Source organism: Streptomyces sp. GMY02, assembly GCF_019056675.1.
Lineage (GTDB): Bacteria > Actinomycetota > Actinomycetes > Streptomycetales > Streptomycetaceae > Streptomyces > Streptomyces odonnellii.
This window is the reverse complement of sequence record NZ_CP077658.1, coordinates 1,855,247-1,878,483: the sequence shown is the minus strand read 5'-3', so window position 1 is coordinate 1,878,483 and position 23,237 is coordinate 1,855,247. Positions and strand designations below refer to the sequence as shown.

The window sequence follows — 23,237 nt, the reverse complement described above, 5'->3', positions numbered from 1 at the left end:
CCCCCACCCAGGTTGCGTGCTGGCGCGGGCGACGACCACACAACTCTGCCCTATGCAGCCGGGTTCCCCCATTCGCCGCCTCTAGGAGTCATGGTGAAAGTTCGCACCAGAAGCTCGGCGATCATCGGCACCATCTGCCTCATTGCTTCACTCGCCTTGACCACGGCATCCGCCGACGAGCGCGCCGCCCCACGTCCGGCGGCGGCGGTCAAGCTCACTCAAGTGGCCACGGCGCAGAATCCCATCGCCGGCACCGCCGGGCCCGGTGGCACGGTCTGGATAGCCGAACGCGCGGGCACCGTACGGGTCCTGGGTACGCAGGGGCTCGGCGCGCCGGTCCTCGACATATCCGACGAGACCACCACCGACGGCGAACGCGGCCTGCTGGGCATCGCGTTCGACAAGAGGTTCGAGCACTTCTACATATCGTTCACGGACCTCGAAGGCACCAGCACCATCGACGAGTTCGCCGTGCGGTACGGCAAGATCCAGCCGAACACCCGGCGTACCGTCCTCACCCAGACGCAGCCGTACTCCAACCACAACGGCGGCGACATCAAGTTCGGCCCCGACGGCTACCTTTACATCGCGTTCGGCGACGGCGGCTCGGGCGGCGACCCGCACGACTACGGGCAGAACCTCGACACGCTGCTCGGCAAGATGCTGCGGATCGACCCGAGGGGCGGCACGCCGTACGCGATCCCGCCGGGCAACCCGTTCGTGAACGACCCGAACGCGAGGGACGAGATCTGGGCGTACGGGCTGCGCAACCCGTGGCGGTTCTCCTTCGACGCGGGCACGGGCGCCCTGCTGATCGCGGACGTCGGCCAGAGTGCCTGGGAGGAGATCGACTGGGCCCCGGCGTCCAGCAAGGGCGGGGAGAACTACGGCTGGTCCGAGATGGAGGGCAACCACCCCTTCCGGGGCGGCACGGAGCCCGCGAACCACGTACCGCCGATCTACGAGTACGACCGTAACGGTCTTGGCTGCTCGGTGACCGGCGGATTCGTCTACCGCGGCAACGCGATCCCGGGCCTCAAGGGCCAGTATGTGTTCAGCGACTACTGCGACGGCACCGTCCGCGCTCTCCAGTTGCAGAACGGCAAGGTGACCGGCGTGAGCGACCTCGGAGTCAACGGTGGCGAGGTCATCTCCTTCGTGCAGGGTGGCAAGGGCGAGCTGTACGTGCTCGGCATCGGCGGCAAGGTCTCCCGTATAGACCCCGCCTGAACCCCGACCGGCCCGGCACGGACCCCGCACGGGGCCCGTATCGACCCGGCGTGACGACCGGCTGACGGCCGGCCCAGGTCAGGCCCGGCGCTGAGAGATCAGCACCGGGCCTGATGTGCTGTGCGGCCCCGTTCCGGGAGCCGTGCGCGGCCGACGCCGTGCGCTTCGCCGTGCGCAGCCGGCACCATGCGCTCCGCCGTGCGCTTCGCCACGCGCTCCGGGTCAGGCCGACGGCAGGGTGAACCAGACCGCCTTGCCCTGGTCGGTGGGGCGGTGTCCGCACTCCGCGCTCAGTGTGTGGATCAGCAGCAGGCCGCGGCCGTCCTCCTGCCAGGGGTCGGGCATCGTGCCGAACCCGGCGCGCGCGAGATCGCCCGGCGGAGCCGGGTCGCGGTCGTGCACCTCGACCTGGCAGCCGGTCGGGAGCAGCTCCACCACCAGCTCGATCGGCTCGTCGCCCGCGGTGTGCTTGATCGCGTTGGCCACCAGCTCCGCGGTGAGCAGCTCCGCGGTGTCGCTGTCCGTCGTGTCCGCGAGATGCGCGATCGCCGTCCGGACCAGGGCCCGCGCGAGCGGTACGGCTTCAGGGCTGTGGGGCAGTGCGACACGCCAGGAGGGGAGGCCTGAGGTTTCCGGCACGGCGGGTGGTCCGATCAAGGGTTGGCTGTTGAACAAGCGTTGGCGGGCTGTCGAAGCCCAGAAGTTTTATCGGATTCAAATTTACGGAGCGTTAGGGCGCGGGCAAGAGGCGGCGGCCTGCCATGGCCGGGACTTCCGTCCCGCCGCCGCCGGGACCTTCGGCACGGTGCCGGGCCGGATACGGGCCGGGTGCCGCGGGGCCGATGGGGGTGGCGGAGGGGCCGGGCGGGGTATTGCGCGATGCGCTCCGGACGGCGCGAGCACGGCGTACCCGGACAGCCTGAGCGTGCCGTGTTCCGGACGGCCCGAGCGTGGCGTGCTCCGGACGGCGTGAGCGTGGCGTGCTTCGGACGGCGTGAGCACGGCACATGCCAGGAGGACGCGGATCGTTTCGCGTACGTATCGCGCACTCGTGACGACAGTCACGGAGCGGTGATACGGTTCCGGTGAGGGACCGCGCCCCGTCGAGGGAGGCCGTACGCCCATGAGCCACTCCGCGAGCAGCTCCACCCGCTCCACGAGCCCCTTCACCGGCTCCGCGCCCCGCACCGAGGAGTGGCGCCATCTCCGGCTGACGCGTGATGACGACGGCGTTGCGACCGTCACGCTCGCACGCCCCGAGAAGCTCAACGCCCTCACCTTCGGGGCCTACGCCGATCTCCGCGATCTCCTCGCCGAGTTGTCCCGGGAGGGTTCCGTACGTGCCCTGGTGCTGGCCGGCGAGGGGCGCGGCTTCTGCTCCGGCGGCGATGTCGACGAGATCATCGGCGCAACGCTCGCCATGGACACGGCCCAGCTCCTCGACTTCAACCGGATGACCGGGCAGGTCGTCAGGGCGATCCGCGAGTGCCCCTTCCCGGTGATCGCCGCCGTGCACGGAGTCGCCGCGGGAGCCGGAGCGGTCCTCGCGCTCGCCGCCGACTTCCGGATCGCGGACCCCTCCGTGCGGTTCGCCTTCCTCTTCACCCGCGTGGGCCTCTCCGGCGGCGACATGGGCGCGGCCTATCTGCTGCCCCGGATCGTCGGCCTCGGCCACGCGACCCGGCTGCTGATGCTCGGAGAGCCCGTACCCGCGCCCGAGGCCGAGCGGATCGGCCTGATCAGCGAGCTGACCGCCGAGGGCGCCGCCGGCCCGCGGGCCGCCGAACTGGCCCGTACCCTCGCACGCGGCCCGGCTCTCGCGTACGCCAGGACCAAGGCCCTGCTCACCGCCGAGCTGGACATGCCGCTGGCCGCCGCCGTCGAACTGGACGCCTCCACCCAGGCGTTGCTGATGTACGGCAAGGACTACGCGGAGTTCCACGCCGCCTTCACGGAGAAGCGGCCCCCGAAGTGGCAGGGGCGGTAGCCGTGCGGATCGCCGTGATCGGTGGCGGACCCGGCGGACTGTACGCGGCGGCCCTGCTCAAACGGCTCGGCCCCGCCCGCGAGATCACTGTCTGGGAGCGTGACGCCCCCGGCGACACCTTCGGCTTCGGAGTCGTCCTCTCCGACGAGACGCTCGGCGGGATCGAGCACGCGGATCCCGTCGTCCACCAGGCGCTCCAGAACGAGTTCGTGCGCTGGGACGCCATCGACATCGTCCACCGGGGCCACACCCTCACCTCGCGCGGCCATGGCTTCGCAGCCCTCGGCAGGCGCCGCCTGCTGGAGATCCTGTACGAGCGCTGCGCCACCCTGGGCGTACGGCTCCGCTTCCGCACCGAGGCACCGCCCGCCGCCGAACTCGCCGCCTCCCACGACCTGGTCATCGCCGCGGACGGGATCCACAGCCTCACCCGCACGGCCCATGCCGCGCACTTCGGGCCGCGGATCAGCGCCCACCGCTGCCGCTACATCTGGCTCGCCGCCGACTTCGCCTTCGACGCCTTCCGGTTCGAGACCGCCGAGACCGAACACGGGGTGATGCAGCTCCACGGCTATCCGTACGCCGACGAACGGAGCGCCGACGGCCCGCGCAGCACCGTCATCGTCGAGATGCGCGAAGAGGTCTGGCGGGCGGCCGGGTTCGAGGAACTCGACGAGCGGCGGTCCACCGAAATGTCCACCGAAACGTCCACCGAGCGGTCCGCCGGGCGATCTGCCGACCGGTCCCTCGAACGGTCCGTCGAACGGTGCGCGGAGATCTTCGCCGGAGCCCTCGGCGGACGGCCCCTACGCGCGAACGCCTCCTCCTGGACCGTCTTCCGCACGGTCGTCAACGACCGCTGGAGCCACGGCAATACGGTGCTGATCGGCGACGCCGCCCACACCGCCCACTTCTCCATCGGCTCCGGCACCAAGCTCGCCGTCGAGGACGCCCTCGCGCTCGCGGCCTGTATCGAGGAGAGTCCCGGTCTGCCGGCCGCCCTCGCCGCGTACGAGAGCGAGCGCCGTCCGGTCGTCGAGTCCACCCAGCGCGCCGCCGCCGCGAGCCTGCGCTGGTTCGAGGAACTGGCCACGTACACGGACCAGCCGCCGCGCCGGTTCGCCTTCGGGCTGCTCACCCGCAGCCGCCGGGTCACCCATGCCAATCTGCGGCTGCGCGACCCCGCCTTCACCCGGGCGGTGGAGGACGGTTTCGGCTGCCCGCCCGGCACGCCCCCGATGTTCACGCCCTTCCGGCTGCGCGGGCTGACCCTGCGCAACCGGATCGTCGTCTCGCCCATGGACATGTACTCCGCGGTGGACGGTGTCCCCGGCGACTTCCATCTCGTCCATCTCGGCGCCCGCGCCCTCGGCGGCGCCGGGCTGGTCATGACCGAGATGGTGTGTGTCAGCCCGGAGGGCCGGATCACCCCCGGCTGCACCGGCCTCTACACCCGCGAGCAGGGCGACGGCTGGCGCCGCATCACGGATTTCGTCCACACCGCCTCGCCCGGAACGGCCATCGGCGTCCAGCTCGGGCATTCCGGGAGCAAAGGCTCCACCCGGCTGATGTGGGAAGGCATGGACGAGCCGTTGGCCGAGGGCAACTGGCCACTGAGCGCCGCCTCCCCGCTGCCGTACCGGCCCGGGGTCAGCCAGGTACCGCGCCAGCTTGACGGCCGTCAACTGGGCGAGATACGCGAACAGTTCGCGGCAGCCGCCCGGCGGGCCCGGCGCAGCGGCTTCGACCTGCTCGAACTGCACTGCGCACACGGCTATCTGCTCTCCGGCTTCCTCTCCCCGCTCACCAACCGGCGCACCGACGCCTATGGCGGACCGCTGGAGGGCCGGCTGCGATTCCCGCTCGAAGTCTTCGACGCCGTACGGGCCGAGTGGCCCGACGACCTGCCCATGACCGTCCGGATCTCCGCCACCGACTGGGCGCCCGGCGGCACCACCATGGACGAGGCCGTGGAGATCGCCCGTGCCTTCACCGCGCACGGCGCCGACGCGATCGATGTGTCGACCGGCCAGGTCGTCGCGGACGAACGGCCCGAGTTCGGCCGCTCGTACCAGACACCGTTCGCCGATCTGATCCGCAACACCCTGTCCGTCCCGGTGATCGCCGTCGGCGCCATCTCCTCCTGGGACGATGTCAACTCCCTGCTGCTGGCGGGCCGCGCCGACCTCTGCGCCCTCGCCCGGCCGCATCTCCACGACCCGCAGTGGACGCTCCACGCCGCGGCGGCCCAGGGGTACGAGGGGCCCGCCGCGCCCTGGCCGCTCCCGTACCGCGCGGGCAGCCGCCCGCCGCCCTCGGGCCGTACCGACGCTCCCAGGCCGCGCCTCACGCTGGGCCTCACTCCAGGCTGAGCGGCCCCCGTACGTCCGCTGCTTCCGCCGTCGATGCCGACTGGGTGGCCTCAGCCGCCTCCGCCGCTGCCTTCGTCGTTTCCGCTGTCTCCGCCGCCTCCGCGCCGAGCGACTCCCGTACGAACTCCAGGCCCGCGTCCCGCAGTTGGGCGTGCAGCATGGCGAAGACCTCCGCCGAGCGCTCGCCCGGCCAGGTCTTCGGCAGCAGATCCGCGGGCAGGCCCGGGTCGGTGTACGGGAGGTGGCGCCAGGAGTCCAGAGCGAGCAGATAGTCGCGGTAGGCGTCCTCCGGCGGCACCTCCCGCCGGTCCGCCCAGGCCCGCAGCACCGGTTCGTGCGCGGCCAGAAACTCCTCGTGGCGCGTGGCGATCGCGTCCAGGTCCCACCAGCGGGCCACGGCCTCCGACGTGGTCTCGAAGCCGAGATGGTCCCCGCGGAAGAGATCCACGTACCCGTCGAGGCCGAGCCGGCTCAGGGTGTGGCTCGTCTCCTCGTACAGCCGCCCCGGCGCGATCCAGACACCCGGCGCGGCCGTGCCGAAGCCGAGGCGGCCCAGCCGTGAGCGGAGCAGATGGCGCTTGTGGCGCTCGGCCTCCGGTACGGAGAACACCGCCAGCACCCAGCCGTCGGAGAGCCGGGGCGCGGGCCGGTCGTAGATCCTGCGGTCCCCGTCGTCGAGCAGTTCGCGGGCCTCGGCCGACAGCGCGTACCCGGCCGCGCCCTCCGCGGTACGTCCAGGGACCAGCAGACCGCGGCGCTTGAGCCGCGAGACCGACGAGCGCACCGCGGGCGCGTCGACACCGAGCGCCCCCAGCAGCCGGATCAGCCCGGCCACGGCGAGCGGGGCGCCGTCCGGAGTGCGGCCGTACGCGCCGTACAGGGTGACGATCAGGGAACGAGGGGTGTGCTGCTCGGCCACGCGATCACTGTATGCCCTGGTGGACAGCGCCGGGACCACGGTGGACAGGGCCCGGACCGCGCAGCAGGAAGCGCTGGAGCTTGCCCGTGGGGGTACGGGGGAGCGCGTCCAGGAAGACCACCGAGTGCGGGCGTTTGTACGGTGCGAGCCGCGCGCCGACGAAGTCCCGCAGCGCCCGTACGGTCTCCTCGCCAGGCTCCGCGCCCTCCCGCAGGACGACATACGCGGCGACGGTCTGGCCGCGCACCTCGTCGGGGCGGCCGACCACCGCCGCCTCCAGCACATCCGGGTGGGCCAGCAGCGCGTCCTCGACCTCGGGACCCGCGATGTTGTAACCGGCCGAGATGATCATGTCATCGGCACGCGCCACATAGCGGAAGTAGCCGTCGGGCTCGCGTATATAGGTGTCACCGGTCAGATTCCAGCCGTTTCGTACGTACTCCCGCTGGCGTGGATCCGCCAGATACCGGCACCCGACAGGACCGCGTACGGCCAGCAGTCCCGGCTCTCCGTCCGGTACCGGAGCGCCCGTTCGGTCGACCACGCACGCCTGCCAGCCGGGCACCGGCACCCCGGTGGTCCCCGGCCGGACCGCCTCGTCCGCCGCGGAGATGAATATGTGCAGCAGCTCGGTCGCGCCGATGCCGTTGATGAGGCGCAGCCCGGTCCGGTCGAACCAGGACTGCCAGGTCGCCGCGAGCAGATTCTCGCCCGCCGAGACACAGCGCCGCAGCGAGGAGATGTCGTACGCGGACGGCCGCGCCGCCAGCTCGTCGAGCATCACCCGGTACGCGGTCGGCGCGGTGAACAGGACGGACACCCGGTGCTCCGCGACCGCGGCCAGCAGCTCCCGGGGGCGGGCCTGTTCGAGCAGGAGCGCGGACGCCCCGGCCCGCATCGGGAAGATCACCAGACCGCCGAGACCGAAGGTGAAGCCGAGCGGTGGGCTGCCCGCGAAGAGGTCACCGGGCTCGGGCCGCAGCACCTGGCGCGAGAAGGTGTCGGCGACGGCCAGTACGTCGCGGTGGAAGTGCATACAGCCCTTGGGCCGGCCGGTGGTCCCCGAGGTGAAGGCGATCAGCGCCACATCGTCCGCCGCGGTCTCCACCGCCGGGTAGCGCCCCGGCCGTGCCTCGGCCAGCCGCAGCAGATCGTCGGGCGCGTCCCCGCCGTACGCCGTGATCCGCAGCCCGGGCACCCGCGCCGCGACCAGGTCGTCCACCGACCGGCTGTCGCACAGGGCATGGCTCGCCCGGGCCATCTCGCACATGGTGGCCAGCTCTTGTGCCCGGTGCTGGGCCAGTACGGTCACCGCCACCGCGCCCGCCTTGAGCACCGCCAGCCAGCAGGCCGCGAGCCAGGGGGTGGTGGGGCCGCGCAGCAGTACGCGGTTGCCGGGCACCACCCCGAGATCCGAGGTCAGGACATGCGCGATCCGGTCGACGCGCTCACGCAGCCCGCCGTACGACCAGACCTCGCCGGTGCCCGTACGGAAGACCGGCCGGTCCGCACCGAACAGCTCGGCCGTACGGTCCAGCAGCTCGGCGGCGCAGTTGAGCCGGTCGGCGTTGTGCAGCCCGTCCGGTGGGGGGAGCAGGCGCGGCCATTGCTCGGGAGGCGGTAACCGGTCGCGCGCGAAGGTGTCGCGATGCGCCGACGGCGTCAACGATTCCATGGGTCCGCCCCCTTGCCACGGTGGGATCGTGGGGTCGCCCATCGAGCGTATCGTGAAGGTGACGACAGTCAACAGGCCGCGATAAGCGCGCTGGGACGCGCTGGAAGTGGGGGCTCGGATGCCCGTATTCACACTCGGCCCGGCACAGACGGAGTGGTGCGCGGAACTGCGCGCGCTGGCGGTGGAGCGGCTGCGGCCACTGGCGGAGAAGGGGAAACCAGGGCGGGTGAACCGGCCGTTGATTGCGGCGCTCGGTGAACTGGGGCTGCTTGGCCAGGTGTTCGGAGATACGGGCGCGGCCGGGGGCGGCGGACCAGCGGGCGCGGTCGGTGCGCTGGAGTTGTGTCTGCTGCGCGAGTCGCTCGCACAGGGGTGCACGGAGGCCGAGACCGCCCTCGCCCTTCAGGGCCTCGGTGCGTATCCGGTCGTCCAGGCCGGAACCTGCTCGCAGCGGGCGCGCTGGCTGCCCGAGGTGAGCGCGGGCCGGGCCGTGGCCGCGTTCGCGCTGAGCGAGCCGGGGGCGGGTTCGGACGCGGCGGCGCTCGCCCTGCGGGCCGTACCGGACGGGGACGGCTGGCTGCTGACCGGTGAGAAGCGCTGGATCTCCAACGCGCCCGAGGCCGACTTCTACACGGTTTTTGCCCGTACGGACGGTGCGGAGCGCGGGCGTGCGGACGGTACGGGGCATGGACGCGCGGAGCCTGCGGGGCGCGGGCGAGCGGACGGTACGGGGCATGGACGCGCGGGGGCCGGGGCCGGTGCGCGCGGGATCACCGCCTTCCTCGTTCCCGCCGGTCGACCCGGACTGACCGGTACCCCGATCGAGATGCTCGCGCCGCACGCCATCGGAGCCCTCGCCTTCGACTCCGTACCCGTGACCCCCGACGATGTCCTCGGCGAGGTCGGGCACGGCTTCCGGGTCGCCATGAACACCCTGAACCTCTTCCGCCCCAGCGTCGGCGCCTTCGCCGTGGGCATGGCACAGGCCGCCCTCGACGCGACACTCGAACACATCGCCGGGCGCACCGCGTTCGGCGGCCCGCTCAAGGATCTACAGGCCGTCGCGCACCAGGTCGCGGAGATGGCGACCCGTACGGAGGCGGCGCGACTGCTCGTCTACGCGGCGGCCGAGGCCTATGACTCGGGCGCCCCCGGGGTACCGCGCCGCTCGGCCATGGCGAAGCTGTTCGCCACCGAGACCGCGCAGTACGTCGTCGACTCCGCCGTCCAACTGCACGGCGCCCGCGCCCTCCAGCGCGGCCACCCATTGGAGCACCTCTACCGCGAGGTCCGCGCACCTCGTATCTACGAAGGCGCCACCGAGGTCCAACGCAGCATCATCGCCAAGGAGTTGTACCGGGAGCGGTACGAGCGGGAGCAGCGGTACGCGTACGAACAGCCGCCCGTGGAGAGGGATACGGGGCGGTCGCCCGCGGAGCGGGCCACGACCCCGGACACGGAGGCGAACGCATGAGCCTGGAACGCGTCAATCCCGCCCAGCTCTCCCCGGCCACCGGCTTCTCGCACGCCGTAGTCGCCACCGGCGGACGGCTGGTCCTGCTCGCCGGACAGACCGCGCTCGACGGCGAGGGAAGGATCGTGGGGGAGACCCTTCCGGCCCAGTTCGAGACCGCGCTCGGCAATCTGCTGACCGCGGTGGCGGCGGCGGGCGGCGCGCCGGGCGATCTGGCCCGGGTGACCGTCTACACCACCGATGTGGCGGACTACCGTGCGCACGCCGCCGAACTCGGTTTGATCTGGCGCCGGTTGGCGGGCCGTGACTACCCGGCGATGGCGGTGATCGGCGTCGTACGGCTCTGGGACATACCGGCGCTGGTCGAACTGGACGGCATCGCGGTCCTGCCGTAGCCCCTGTGCCCCTGGGCCCCCGCGCCTGTGCTCATGGGAATACGAAGCGGTACGGGCGGCGGTCCCCGGCATCGGCGTCCGGGGGCCACCGCCCGTACTGGCGGAGTGGTCCGTGACCTCGGGTTCCGGGGCCTCAGGTGGTGATGGGCTTGGTCTGGGTGCAGTTCTTCCATTCGACCCAGGGGCGGGTGCCGCCGCTCCGGGGCGCGGTGGCGTAGGTGGGGTCGCCGGTGATGGTCTGCTGCTTGTGCTCGTGGGTGATGTCGATGCCGAAGAGCTTGAATCCGAGGGTGACCTGTCCGGCGGAGATGCCGAAGCCGATGCCGAGGGAGGCGTTCCACCAGTCGGTGTTGGCCTTGTAGTCGAGACGGGAGAGCTTGCCCTTGTCGTGCAGGAGCCGCTCGATCGGGCCCGCGTCGGAGTCCGGCGCCTCCGCCGCGTCCGACGGTGTCGGCAGCGCGTCGCTGGCCGGGAAGTCACCGCGCCCGCGCAGCCAGTCCTCCACCAGCGTGCTGTCCGCGTCGTTGTCGAGGACGAGTTCCGCCGACTCGGTGTGGATCCGGGACTCGATGGTGCCGCCCCCGCCGCCGACATCGATGGACACCGGGCCCGCGTTCGTTCCGGTGCCGACCTGGACACCCGGTCCCTCGCCGGCTTCCTGGCTGGTGGTGATGACCATCTTCTGCGGGTGGTGCGGCTGGCCGTTCTTCGCTTCCTCGTCGTACATGGCCGCGTCGTAGGTCACGGCCACCTGCTGCATCCGGCTGCCCCTGACCTGTGCGATTTCACCGGCCTTGCCGCTGACGGTGAAGGTGTAGACGAAGGTGATCTTCCCGGCGTCGGGCCCGGTCTTGGTGCGCAGGACCACCACGTCCTCGGTCATCGAGCCGGAGGCGATGTCGCTGGATATGCTGCCGAGGCTCTTGGGCTTGCCGTCCTTGCCGTCCGAGCCGCCGCTGGTGAACGACTTGCCGAAACTCAGTCCGCCAGAGGCCTCGGTGGTCGTCTTGGTGATGTCGACGTCCGGCAACCGCTCCGGATTGGAGTCGTCGATCTGCGAGCGGGCGCTGTTCTGGCACCCCACCACACTGATGGGTGAGACGGGGGAGCCGATCATGGCGTCGCAGGTGTCCTTCTGCTTGAGCCCCTCGGCGAAGGCCTTGGCGTCCGCGAGGTTGGCCTCCAGATCGTCCTGGGGGTTGTCGCTCTTGTGGCTGCTGAACACCCACTGCCCGCCCTTGCCGCTGCCCTGCATATAGGTGCCGCTCAGTGAGGCCTTGGCGTCCCAGTCCTTGAGCCCGGGTATGCCGGCGGAGACGCTTGTGGTGACACCGACACTGCTGTCGGTCACACGCTCCACGGTGACCGTACCGTCGGACCACTGCTGGACCTTGAGCTGTTCCGAGCCGCTGATTTTGATGAACAGGATCTGGATGACCACGGTGTCCTTGGTCTGGTCCTCGGAGAGCAGGCACTTCGCGGGCTGGAACGGGTCGCCGGGCGGTACGGCGGGATCCTCACCGTCACCCCCGCCGTCCCCGTCATCGCCGCCGCCCCTGTTGTTTCCCGAGTCGCATCCTGAGGGGCCATCGGCTGCATGAACGATTCTGCACACCGCGTCCTTCAGCCCCACGGCCTCGTCCTCGGGCACCGTCAGCCCGACGATCGCAGCAACGATCAGGGAGACGACCCCGGCCACGGCGACATACTCGATGCCGCCCTGCCCCCGGTCCCGCCGTCCGCTACTGTCATGCCCACGCCAACCAGGGAACCGCCCGGCGCCCTTCGTCATCCCCGCTCCTCGCACACTGCCGTAACCGCTCCCCCGAACGGCAAGCAGCGTAGGAACGAACCCGGACCCAACAGCAGGGCCCCCGGACCCACTTACGGGCCCAACCCACCCCCACGACCAGGCCCAACGCACAACACCGGCAACGGATGCCGCGGCGAAGACGCGGTGGCTTCATGGCGATCCGTCTTCGTACAGTTCCCGGAGCAGTTCCAGCACGGCCTGCGGCGCCGACCCTGTCGAGGTTGCCGGTCGGTTCGCGTCATCACCTTCTTCCCGGTCGGAAAGAGCCACACGCCGTGATTCACTTCAAGTTCTCCCTCCGCCCCGATCAAGGGGACCCCAGCGGCTTCGATCTGGGAGATGTCGTCGTCACGGGAGAAGGTGGAATGTCGACATCCGCCGGGCAGTCACCTGACCAGGGGATGATGATCTATCTCTCCGTCTCGCTCCTGCTTGATCAAATGGCCAACCTGGTGACGTCTTCCAGCGGTTCCTTCGAGTTCGTCGGTGCGGACTCTTCCTTTGCGCTTGCATTTAGAATGCGGGGGAGTGTGGTGGAGACTTCCGGCCGGGACGGGGTTGTCGGAGCGGCGGATTCGTCCGAGTTTGTTGAGGAACTCCTCAGGGCGGCTGAGGAGTTTGCGGCGAGTGAGCTCGGCGGACTGCCCGAGTCTGACGCTGTTCGGGAGGACTTCTCGACGTCGCTGCTGCAATTCAGGCGAGGTCTTACGCGGTGAGCCTGGCGAGTCTTTGCCCCGGGCACCGGATCCCTTCAGTCCGCCGTCGGCCCCCTTACTACAGTTGGTGGTCGTAGATGTTGAGCGCGCCGGTGATGTCCGAGCCGTCCACCCAGAACGTGCCCGTGTTGCCGTACATGTCGTACGCGACAATCGACGGACGGAACCACTCCTTCCAGGTGTCCAGCGGGCCGTTCGGAATGTGCCATCCGTCGCCGCCGGTGGTGGAGTGCACCCACGTGAAGCACAGGTATCGCTCGGGATATTTCCTGTCGTAGATCTTCGCGTAATCCCACCACTTGTTTCCCGCGGGGAAGTTGACGATCTCGCCCGAACTGTACCCGTCCTGCGAGGAGTAGTACGCGGAGTCGTGCGGCTCCTGATACCAGACATAGCCGCCGTAGAAATTCTTGTGGTGGCTGTCTGGAGTGATGTTGCACGCGAAGAAGCCGTCGTAACCGGACTCGCTGAAGTAGGCACTCACCGAGAAGGTGACGAAGTAGTTGTTCGCTGATTTCAGGGACAGATAGTAGTTCCAGGCGTCCGTCGTCACGTACTTCTTGTTGTCGCCGTATTTGGTCGACGTGTGTGAGTATTCCCAGTTGATGTCTCCCTTCATGTAAGTCGTGGCTGCCTGCGGATTGAATGTGACTTTGCTGTGGTACTTTCCGTTCAAAGAGCTGTTGATGGTGCTGCCGGAGTCGGTCCTGACCCGGACGCCGATCGACTTCGGGTTCGTACCGGGCGAGCAGTACACGTAGAACGTGACCTGCTGGGTGCCGGCGCCGTTGGCCGAGGCTTCGGCCTCCTCGCTGAACCCGCCGGGCGTCGCGGTGAACTTGTTCGCGGCGTCCGTATAGGCCCAGCCCGAGCTGCCCTTCCAGTTGAGTGTCGACTCGTCGACGTAGTCGATGAGCCACAAGTTGTCGACCAGATGCTGGGGGTCGACCTGGACGGAATTTCCTTTTTCGTCGATCGGCTCGACATTGATCGTCACACCGATCCTGTTCCGTCCGTTCGCATATATGTTGCAATTCTGGTAGCCGCTCGCGAGGATCACCGAGAGCTTGGACACGCTCGTCCACGTTGACATGTTCTGTCTCCTCTGTTCGTATTCAAGGAGTGACGTACGAGACCGTGGGTTTCAGTTTGAGTATTTCTCGCAGACGACTGTCGTTCCGGCTGTAGCAGAACGCCGCGATGACGGCGGTGTCCTTGCGGTTGAGGATCCGTTCCAGTTTTCCCTCCGGCAGGTTCGGCGTGTCGTAGACCTTTACGCTCGAACCCTTTTCCAGGTGCTGCAGCCTCAGGTCCTGCCTATAGAATTTCGGCTCGACGTCAAGAGATGTGCGGAGTCCGTCCTCGGCACCGTGCGTGCCGGACAGGATGGCAACCTTGGGGGCGCGCGCCTGCGCGTTTCTGATCACGTCCGGGAGTTGACTTCCGACCGCCTCGTATTGGGTGACGTACACCTCCTGGCGGTGGCTGTTCTTCACGACTTTGAACTTCCTGCGTTCCTTCCACTGTTTTTCGGTGATTTCCTTCTGCTTCGGCTTGCTGTGGCCGATGCCCCGCGCCGTTCCCGTCTCGACACGTTCGGCCTCCCCCGCGTCTTCGGCGAGTTCCGAGACCCGGCTCGTCCACCTGGCGGCGCTCGCGCCCGCGTGGGCGAGGCCGACGATGCCGGTGCCGAGGGAGACCCATCCGAGGATGGACGAGGCCTTGGGGGACGCTTCTTCGAGAGCTCCGCTGGCTATGGCGGTCACGTCGGAGACAACGCCGATGGCGCCGACAACCAGCGTCGTCGTCTCGGCGGCGCCCACCGCCGCCATCACCCCGCCTGCTGCCACGATCGACGCGCCGGCGGTCACGACCGCCAGGGCCAGGCCCGCGATGCCCAGACCGATGCCCAGCCAGGCCATCCAGCTCAAGTGCCCTGTTGGGTCGACGCGGTTGATCGGGTCGCCCAGGCAGTACGCGTAAGGGTTGATCCCGCCGGCGCCGAAGGGGCTCAGCTCGTCGGGCACGGTGAACCGCATCATGCCCGGGTGGTAGGGGCGGTAGCCGTTGCCGAGGTGGTACCACCCGAGGGCCGGATCGGTACGCTCGCCGTCGAAGCCCAGGACGCTGCTCGTCGCGTCCGCGGGGCGGTCGCCGTAAGGGGTGTACGCGTACTCCTGCTGCCGGCCGCCGGCCGCCACGAGCACGGTGCGCTTGCCGTCCGTCCCCAGCAGGCGCGTTTCTGCCTGGGCTCCCTCGCGGCGCTGGGCCACGCACGCCTGGTCGAGCTGGAGGAAGCGGGTGGACCGGTCGCCCTCGATCACCGAGGCGACCGACTCCCACTGGTAGTGCAGGACGCTGGTGTCGCCGTCGGTCTTCTGGGTCAGCAGCCGGTTCAGCGGGTCGTATCCGTACGAGCTTGCCGAGCTCACCGACTGGAGGCGTCCCAGGGGGTCGTAGCTGAGTGTGCGTCCGGCGTCGTCCGTGACCAGCCGCCCGGCCTCGTCATAGCTCAGATCGATCCGGGAGGGATACGACGCGTGGGAGTGGGCGATGCCGGTCAGTTGGCACGGATCCGACGCGTTCTCGAACAGGTACGTCGCCGTGTCGGAGCCGTCGGGGAACTCGGTCAGGCAGCTTGTCACGTTGCCGTAGGCGTCGTGGCCGAACGTCTGCCGGGTGACCGCGTTCCCGCGCTCGTCCAGCGGAGGCGCCTGCCCCGTACAGGCGTAAGTGGCGAGCTGGTTGCGGCTGTTGTAGGTGAAGGACTCCTCCCGCAGCGTCGTTCCGCCACGCGAGAACGTCCTGCCGCTGAGAAGGTCGTTCGGCTGCCACGCTTGTGTGAGCGTCCATGACGACCCCTGGTCGTCCGTGACGGTGCGTTTCACCTCGCGGCCGAAGTCGTCGCGGGTGAGCGCCGTGGTGAGTGTGTGTCCCGACTGCGTGTCCCTGGCCACCCACGTGACCGGCCGGCCGATGGCGTCGTAGGTCAGTGACGCCTGAACCGCGGGGTCCGTGACGGCCGAGAGCCGGCCGTAGGCGTCCCAGGTGATCTGCTGGGTGGTGCCGTCCGCCCCGGTGTAACTCTGCTGGCGGCCGCCGACCGTGTAGCTCCATGTCGCCGTACGGTCGGGCCGGCCGGAGAGCTTGGTGGTCTCGGTACGGGGACGGCCCGACGGGTAGTAGTCGCACACGATCGTGGCATCGCCGGCCTGGGCGTTCGTCAGCGAGCCGGATACCGGGTCGCGCGTGAACACCTGCGTGAGCGACCCCGCCTGGATCTGCGACAGCGCGTTGTCGAGCCGTGGGTCGAACTGGTGGGAGTGGAGCTGGTCGGGGGTGATGACCGAGGAGGGGAGCGGGTCGGCGGCCCGGGTGTAGTCGTAGTCCCAACTGCGTCCGCCGGAGTTGGTGGTGGTGAGCCTGCCCAGGCCGTCGAAGGTCTGCGTGCCGTAGCTGGCTTCGTTCACGGCGATCCCGGTGACCAGCGCGTCCGGCGAGAAGGGCGCGTAGTCGCGGGAGACCTGGGTTCCATCGGGCAGCGTGGTGGTCAGGAGCCGGCTGTGTGTGTCGTAGTCGTACCGCGTGGTGTTCCCGGCGGCGTCGGTCTCGCGGCGCGGCCTGCCCCAGCCGTCACGCTCCCACGTCTGCCGGCCTGTGGACGCCCCGGTCAGGTCGAAGCGCTCCACGCTCACCGGGTCGCCCCCGGTGTCGTACGTCGTCACCACCGTGCCCGTGACCGGAGCCTCGCCGCTGAGCTGCTGGCTCGTGGTGGTGAGGTGGACCGGATCCGTGCGGGTGAGGTCGACCGCGCCGTCGTTGAAGGTGGTGGTCGACAACTGGCCCCAGTCGTCGTAGGAGAGGGTCCGGGCCAGCTCGACCCGGCCGCCGTCGCGCACCTGATCCAGTTCCGAGATCGACGACGTACGGCCCTGCTCGTCGTAACCGAGTGTCCGGACGGTGTACCAGGCGCCGTCGCCGTCGATGTCCTTGCGCTCCCGCCGGACCGGCCGGCCCGCGCCGTCGAGGCTCTCGCGGAACTGGTTGCCCAGCGCGTCGGTGAACGTGACGACGAACGGGGCGTCGCCATCCATGGCGTACGCGTAGGTCTCTCCCGCCTCGTAGCGGGTGCCGGGGTTGACGGTACGGGTCACCACCCGGCCCAGGCCGTCGTACGTCACGGCCGTGACGTTGTCCTGCGGGTCGGTGGCGGACCGCAGGCGACCGGTGAACCGCGAACGGGTCTGCGACCGTGACACCGTCAGCTCGTCATGCGTCGTCAGCGTGTGGCTCTGGACCAGCGCGTCCTGCTGCGCCGAGAAGGCGAAGGAGTGGGTCGCGGTGTACGACGCGCCGCCGTCGCCGTCCGGGTACTCCGTCTCGACCAGGCCGGTGATCCGCCCGGACTCCGCGCCCGAGGTGCTGTAGGCGAACGTCTTACGGGCGAGGAGCCGGCCGTCGCCGTGATGGGATTCCTCGGTCTTCAGCACGGCGGTGCTCACGCGGGGATCAGGCAGGTCCGTGTACGCGGTGTAGCGGTAGGAGGTCCGGTAGACAGGGGCGTCGAAGTCGGTGCCCGGGGGTGTGCGGGTGACGCCGGCGAGCAGGCGGGTGAAGCCGTTGGGGTCGGGCGGGCAGTCGCTGCCGCTTCCGCCCGCCGGGTAGTACTCCCAGTCGGTCCGGGTACCGTCGGGCCCGGTCCGGCTCTGCGGGTTGCCCGCCGAATCGAAGCTGGTCTCCGTGACCTCGCTGCGCGACTGCCCCTGCGCGTCGGTCCAGGTGACCGTGCGGGTCTTCGGGAGCTGGAACTGGGCCGGCTGGTCGGCGAAGGTCTGGCCGACCACCGCGTAGTAGTCGGTCTCAAGTGACTGGGAGAAGCCGTTCTGCTGTGCTGTCTCCTCTGTCTGCAAGTGGTACTGGTCGTACACACGGGTGATCGTCGTGGTCCGGTCCCCGCAGACCAGGGACTCCGTCGAGCCGTACGTGTAGCTGCTCAGGGTGTCGTCATAGAGGTTGTCCTGGTCGGGATCCCAGCTCACGCCCGAATTGCCGCCCAGGAAGTTGTTGTCCGTGTAGTCGTAGCCGACCGCGATCGGCGGCTGCCCGCCGCCCGGTGTCCGGACGAACTGGTCCACGTAGGGCAGGGCCGGCAGGCCGGCGGAGTCCGGGAACTGGTGCCCCTGCCCGTCGTTGCGGTAGGAGACCGTCTCGGACATCCCGCCCGGCATGGTCACACCGGTGATCCACGATCCCCACTCCCCCTGCTGACCCATTGCGTCGTAGGTGAAGCTCCACACCAGTGGCCTGTCCTGCCCGAGCCCGAAGTGGTGCAGGCTTCCCAGCAGCCCGTTCTGGAACCACAGTTCGACGTCATAGCCCTCGGCCTGGCCGGGCAGGACGCGCAAGGTGGTCTTGGAGCCGCTGTAGACCACGGTCAGCAGCGTGTCGCTCTCGTCGTCGACCTGCGCCAGGCGCGGCTGCGGACCGCTGAAATCCCAGGTCAGCGTCAGGCAGCGACCGGCCGGCGTCAGCAGAGCGGTCGGCACCTTCAGGCTGAACGCGTTCCCCGGTCCCGTGAGGATCTCCACGTCACCGGACTTGTGCACGATCCGGTAGAAGTTCTGGTCCTCGTCCTTCGTGACATGGACCGTATCCAGCTTGCTCTGCTTGAGGATCACCTCCGTGCCGGTCTCCTGGACCTTGTACCGCTCGCCCGTGGACAGGACCAGTAACTGGCTGTCGGTGTCATAGGTGGTCAGCCCCAGAGAGACGCCCTGTCCGAACCCCGCGTCGGCTCCGGAGAGCGGCGACCAGCCCATCTCCAGTGGCAGCGACGGGCCGAGGTTGTGATTGCCGACCAGATCGCCCAACGCGATCCGGACGGCGAACAGACCGGTACGGGGATCGACTCCACCGGACACCGCGCTGCCGAAATTGGTGGCCTGTGTGAAGAAAGCAGAGACCGAACTCATGCCGGACGCCCCCCGGTTGACAATACGCGACACGTGCGAAATTGACCGCCTGAGCAGAGTACGGCGCGTGGAATCCCACGAATCGACAAGCGGGATCCGAAAAGCATCCGACAAGGAACCGGAAAGGATCCGACGAGGCAGGATCTTGCACCCGTCACCTGTCAATTCCACAACTGCTGACGCCGTACAGGAGATACTGGTGTGGCCGTTGCCTCGGAACAGGGAATTCGCGGAGAGATGGAATCGTTCCGAACGAGTCAGCGGAAACCGCGGCCGTCTCTTCCGCCGTCGCGAACGCTTCCGCAGGACGGCGGAACGCGGAACATGCCTGATGAGGCAGTGTTCGCGGCCATCGTGTGAGGAGTGACCAATGGATGGGTGTGGTGACGTCAGCCACCGGGCTTCGAGGTCCACAGCGTAGGCGCGGCCCCTGACCTGGTCCAGATCCCGAATGCGCGACTGACCAAAACCGGCCGCGCCCGGCCGGCCGCCGAAGGCCCTCCCAACCGCTCGGGGAAGGCTTTCAATTCAGTGCCGCGCAAGCCGAGAAGGGGGCACGGACCAAGCCGGCTCGTGCCCCGCGGACGGGACACAACATGTCCGAGAACGCAATTACCGACCGACCGGCCGGACCGCCCGGCACGCTCGCTCTCCGGGAGCGCCGGGGGACTTCCCGCGGAAACCATACGTGCGCGGGCGTCGCACGCCGGATTGCGCAATATACCTGCGCTCGAACGCCTGTGTGGTCCGATGTGCGGTGGTCGACTCGTCCCCGCTACCGGTGCCGATGGCGGACATCCTGCGTAACGAGCACTACGACAGGCGCTGCGGGTTCGTCGAGCGCCACAAGAGTTGCCGAAGCCCCCTTTCCGGCCCGCTTCAGCGCAGGCCGGAAGGGGGGCAAGATCCGTCGATCAGATGTCGCGGAAGATCTCGATCTGCGCGCCCACCGAGTTCAGGCGTTCCGCCAGGTCCTCGTAGCCCCGGTTGATGACATAGACGTTGCGCAGCACCGACGTCCCCTCCGCCGCCATCATCGCCAGCAGGACGACCACCGCCGGGCGCAGGGCCGGGGGGCACATCATTTCTGCGGCCCGCCAGCGGGTGGGGCCCTCGACCAGGACGCGGTGGGGGTCCAGGAGCTGGAGGCGGCCGCCGAGGCGGTTGAGGTCGGTCAGATAGATCGCGCGGTTGTCGTAGACCCAGTCGTGGATCAGGGTCTTGCCCTGGGCCACCGCCGCGATCGCCGCGAAGAACGGCACGTTGTCGATGTTCAGGCCTGGGAACGGCATCGGGTGGATCTTGTCGATCGGCGCCTCCAGCTTGGAGGGCCGTACGGTCAGGTCCACCAGCCGCGTACGGCCGTTGTCGGCGGAGTACTCGGTGGACCTGTCGTGGTCGAGGCCCATCTCCTCCAGCACCGCCAGCTCGATCTCCAGGAACTCGATCGGCACCCGGCGGATGGTGAGCTGCGACTCGGTGACCACCGCGGCGGCGATCAGGCTCATCGCCTCGACCGGGTCCTCGGAGGGCGAGTAGTCCACATCGACGTCGATGCTCGGCACGCCGTGCACGGTCAGGGTGGTCGTACCGATGCCCTCGACCCGTACGCCCAGCGCCTCCAGGAAGAAGCAGAGGTCCTGGACCATGTAGTTGGACGAGGCGTTGCGGATGACGGTCGCGCCGTCGTGGCGCGCGGCGGCCAGCAGGGCGTTCTCGGTGACGGTGTCGCCGCGCTCGGTCAGTACGATCGGGCGGCCCGGAGAGATGGTGCGGTCCACCTGCGCGTGGTAGAGGCCCTCGGTCGCGGCGATGTCCAGACCGAACCGGCGCAGCGCGATCATATGCGGCTCGATGGTGCGCGTACCGAGGTCGCAGCCGCCCGCGTACGGCAGCCGGAAGGTGTCCATCCGGTGCAGCAGCGGGCCGAGGAACATGATGATGGAACGGGTACGGCGGGCCGCCTCCGCGTCGATGGCCTCCATGTCCAGCTCGGCGGGCGGCACGATCTCCAGGTCCACGCCGTCGTTGATCCAGCGGGTCCGTACGCCGATGGAGTTGAGCACCTCCAGCAGCCGGAACACCTCCTCGATGCGCGCCACCCGGCGCAGCACCGTACGCCCCTTGTTCAGCAGTGAGCCGCAGAGCAGGGCCACACACGCGTTCTTGCTCGTCTTGACATCGATGGCGCCGGAGAGCCGGCGTCCGCCGACCACCCGCAGATGCATGGGCCCGGCATAACCGAGCGAAACGATCTCACTGTCGAGCGCCTCACCGATGCGCGCGATCATCTCAAGGCTGATGTTCTGGTTACCGCGCTCAATGCGGTTGACGGCGCTCTGGCTGGTGGCCAGAGCGTCCGCGAGCTGACTCTGTGTCCAGCCCCGATGCTGGCGGGCGTCGCGGATGAGCTTGCCGATGCGTACGAGGTAGTCGTCTGCCATAGATGCAGGTTATCTCAGATGTGAGATAAGGGTGATGCTGGGGGGTGCCGTTGGGGTGACGGCCACCCGGGGGGATCCAGGGTGCCCACCCCCATGGAATCCAGGCGGCCCGCGCACAGCACAGACCGGGCCCGGACGCACGGGGCGGCCACCCATGTCCGATCCTGTGCATCGGGGGGCCGCCCCGGCAACCGCTGCGCGGCTGTACGGGTGGACCGGGTCCGGATCAGGCGCGGATCAGTGGATCGGGCCTGGTTCGGACGGGGGTCGGTGGACCGGGCGCGGGTCAGACGAGCTGTACCCCCGGCCGGCCCGACTCCGTGACGTACGAGGCCCGGGTCGAGACGGGCGCGCCCGGAGCCGTCACATACGGGAGCACCCGGAAGTCGGCCCGGCAGGTCTCCCGGGTGAGTGAGCAACGGACGTAACCACGCTGGAAGTTGGTGAACTTGATATGCGGATTCGCCGCGATCAGATTCGCCCCGGAGGGGTCGAGGTCCATACCGTCCTTGCCGGTGGCGATCGAGCTGCCGACGAATTCGACGCCGATCGTCGGTGAGTCCGGGTCGTCGTAGTTCTGCTTGAGATCGGCCGCGAGATGGCGGTGCATATCGCCGGTCAGTACGACGGGATTGCTCACGTCCTGGTCCGTGAGCTGCTTGAACAGCCGCTGGCGCGAGGCCACGTAACCGTCCCAGAAGTCCATCACGAACGACTGTCCCGCGCCCGGGTCGGTGTCGACCTGCCCGACCGGGATCTGTTGCGGGATGAGGTTCCAGGTGGCATCGGAGCGGCCCAGACCGCGGTAGAGCCAGCGCTCCTGCTCCGCGCCGAGGATGCTGCGCTCGGGCAGCAGCCGTTCGGCGCAGCCGCTCCTGGTGCCGTCGCCGCAGGGCTGGTCGTCGCGGAAGAGCCGGGTGTCGAGGATGTGGAAGGTGGCCATCCGCCCGTACCGCAGACTCCGGTACATCTTGGCGTCAAAGCCCTGCGGCTTGTTCGGCAGGCGGAGCGGGAGATGTTCGTAGTACGCCTGGAAGCCCGCCGCGGCCCGCCGGCGGAAGACCGCCGGGTCCTGGTCCGGTTCGTTGTCCAGCTTGGAGATGTCGCGCGCCCAGTTGTCCTCGACCTCGTGGTCGTCCCAGACGACGGCCCAGGGGTGGGCCTGGTGGGCGGCGATGAGGTCCTGGTCGAAGCGGTGCAGGGCGTGCCGGTTGCGGTACTGGGTGAGGGTCGTCGGCTCGGGGCGCAGCTCGGCGGCGACCGGGACCTGCCGTACCCCGCCCATCGCGTCGATGGGGTTCTCGTAGATGTAGTCGCCGAGATGGAGGACGAGGTCGACGTCCTCGTCGGCGAGATGCCGGTACGCGGTGTAGAAGCCCTCGAACCACGCCTGGCAGGAGGCGAAGGCGAAGTTGACGGCCTTGGGGCGGCTGAACGGCGACGGCGCGGTACGGGTGCGGCCCACCGGGCTGACCACTCCGCCGGCCCGGAACCGGTAGTAGTAGCGGTGTCCCGGCAGCAGCCCCGTGACCTCGACATGGACCGAATGGGCGAGTTCGGCGACCGCGCGGGTCCGCCCGCTGCGTACGACCCTGCGGAAGCGCTCGTCGGTGGCGACCTCCCAGTGGACGTCTACGGGGGCCGGGTCCATTCCGCCGGCGCCGTCGGGGGCGAGCGGGTGGGGGGCGAGCCGGGTCCACAGGACGACACCGTCCGGCCAGGGGTCGCCGGACGCGACGCCCAGGGTGAAGGGGTCCTCGCTGAACCGCTCCCTGGCCCGGGCGCGACTGGCCGTCAGACCGCCCGCGGCGAGGGCCAGGGCGACGGTCCCGGCACCGAGCACGGCCCGTCTCTCCAGGGCGCTGGTGCCGCCGGTCCCACTGTTCTTTCTCATGAAGACTGGTCCGTTCGTCGTGCGTGGTCCCGCCGCCCGAGGGGGGATCCACGCGTGATTTAACGTCCGTTCATGTGGTAATCACACGGTGAATATCACACTGGAATCGGGGGCCACAAGGGCACCCGCCGAAGGGGTTCCTGGGCGGGTACGGCGCTTGTCGCGCGCCCTGTCCGGGGAGTTCGGTCACGCTATGAGATGGGTGGTCGAGCGCATCGGTAACACTCTTGACACCTCTCGCGGGGGGCTCATAGTCTCCACGCCACAGAATTCACGTTAGATTTCACATTCAAAGATGGTCGTCTTCACGGCAGGCAAGTGACGACGAACGGACGAACAGACGAAC

At 69.2% G+C, this 23,237-nt stretch carries 14 protein-coding genes; 6 read left to right on the top strand and 8 right to left on the bottom strand.

The window, feature by feature from the left end; translation table 11 throughout:
• Positions 1-93 precede the first annotated feature (93 nt).
• Positions 94-1,230: a sorbosone dehydrogenase family protein gene (locus tag KQY30_RS07800; RefSeq protein ID WP_217310856.1), complete on the top strand. Its 1,137-nt coding sequence runs from the start codon at positions 94-96 to the stop codon at positions 1,228-1,230.
• Positions 1,231-1,452: 222 nt separating this feature from the next.
• Here KQY30_RS07800 and KQY30_RS07795 read toward each other — a convergent pair whose 3' ends face one another.
• Positions 1,453-1,869: an ATP-binding protein gene (locus tag KQY30_RS07795; RefSeq protein ID WP_254407008.1), complete on the bottom strand. Its 417-nt coding sequence runs from the start codon at positions 1,867-1,869 to the stop codon at positions 1,453-1,455.
• A gap of 484 nt (positions 1,870-2,353) precedes the next feature.
• Between KQY30_RS07795 and KQY30_RS07790 the strand changes: the two genes are divergently transcribed.
• The gene (locus tag KQY30_RS07790) at positions 2,354-3,217 is read left to right on the top strand and encodes an enoyl-CoA hydratase family protein (RefSeq protein WP_217306211.1); all 864 of its coding nucleotides are present in this window, start codon (positions 2,354-2,356) and stop codon (positions 3,215-3,217) included.
• A complete protein-coding gene (locus KQY30_RS07785; RefSeq protein ID WP_217306210.1) occupies positions 3,202-5,589 on the top strand; it encodes a bifunctional salicylyl-CoA 5-hydroxylase/oxidoreductase in 2,388 nt (795 codons plus the stop codon). Before KQY30_RS07790 ends, KQY30_RS07785 begins: the two co-directional genes overlap by 16 nt.
• Here the strand turns inward: KQY30_RS07785 and KQY30_RS07780 are convergent.
• Positions 5,576-6,508: a PaaX family transcriptional regulator C-terminal domain-containing protein gene (locus KQY30_RS07780; protein ID WP_217306209.1), complete on the bottom strand. Its 933-nt coding sequence runs from the start codon at positions 6,506-6,508 to the stop codon at positions 5,576-5,578. The genes KQY30_RS07785 and KQY30_RS07780 overlap by 14 nt on opposite strands.
• Before the next feature lie 4 nt (positions 6,509-6,512).
• Positions 6,513-8,183, bottom strand: coding sequence for an AMP-binding protein (locus KQY30_RS07775; protein ID WP_217306208.1), 1,671 nt, complete (start codon positions 8,181-8,183; stop codon positions 6,513-6,515).
• Positions 8,184-8,301: 118 nt separating this feature from the next.
• Between KQY30_RS07775 and KQY30_RS07770 the strand changes: the two genes are divergently transcribed.
• Both KQY30_RS07770 and KQY30_RS07765 read left to right on the top strand, forming a co-directional pair.
• Positions 8,302-9,657 (top strand): acyl-CoA dehydrogenase family protein, encoded by a 1,356-nt coding sequence (locus KQY30_RS07770; RefSeq protein ID WP_217306207.1) that lies wholly within the window; start codon positions 8,302-8,304, stop codon positions 9,655-9,657.
• Positions 9,654-10,052, top strand: coding sequence for a RidA family protein (locus KQY30_RS07765; RefSeq protein ID WP_217306206.1), 399 nt, complete (start codon positions 9,654-9,656; stop codon positions 10,050-10,052). Before KQY30_RS07770 ends, KQY30_RS07765 begins: the two co-directional genes overlap by 4 nt.
• Positions 10,053-10,185: 133 nt before the next feature.
• Here the strand turns inward: KQY30_RS07765 and KQY30_RS07760 are convergent, their stop codons facing one another.
• Positions 10,186-11,844, bottom strand: a complete 1,659-nt coding sequence (locus tag KQY30_RS07760; RefSeq protein ID WP_217306205.1) for a hypothetical protein — start codon at positions 11,842-11,844, stop codon at positions 10,186-10,188.
• Between the two features lie 296 nt (positions 11,845-12,140).
• Between KQY30_RS07760 and KQY30_RS07755 the strand changes: the two genes are divergently transcribed.
• Positions 12,141-12,581, top strand: a complete 441-nt coding sequence (locus KQY30_RS07755; RefSeq protein ID WP_217306204.1) for a hypothetical protein — start codon at positions 12,141-12,143, stop codon at positions 12,579-12,581.
• 58 nt (positions 12,582-12,639) lie between these two features.
• On the opposite strand, the gene KQY30_RS07750 is transcribed toward KQY30_RS07755, so the two are convergent.
• The 4 genes from KQY30_RS07750 to KQY30_RS07735 all read right to left on the bottom strand — a co-directional run bounded on the left by KQY30_RS07750 (position 12,640) and on the right by KQY30_RS07735 (position 22,891).
• Entirely contained in the window at positions 12,640-13,674 is a 1,035-nt protein-coding gene (locus KQY30_RS07750; RefSeq protein ID WP_217306203.1) for a hypothetical protein, read from the bottom strand.
• A 22-nt stretch (positions 13,675-13,696) separates the two neighbouring features.
• Entirely contained in the window at positions 13,697-18,553 is a 4,857-nt protein-coding gene (locus KQY30_RS07745) for an RHS repeat-associated core domain-containing protein (RefSeq protein WP_217306202.1), read from the bottom strand.
• Between the two features lie 914 nt (positions 18,554-19,467).
• Entirely contained in the window at positions 19,468-20,997 is a 1,530-nt protein-coding gene (locus KQY30_RS07740) for a UDP-N-acetylglucosamine 1-carboxyvinyltransferase (RefSeq protein WP_217306201.1), read from the bottom strand.
• A 286-nt stretch (positions 20,998-21,283) separates the two neighbouring features.
• Positions 21,284-22,891, bottom strand: a complete 1,608-nt coding sequence (locus KQY30_RS07735; protein ID WP_217306200.1) for an alkaline phosphatase — start codon at positions 22,889-22,891, stop codon at positions 21,284-21,286.
• Positions 22,892-23,237: the final 346 nt, after the last annotated feature.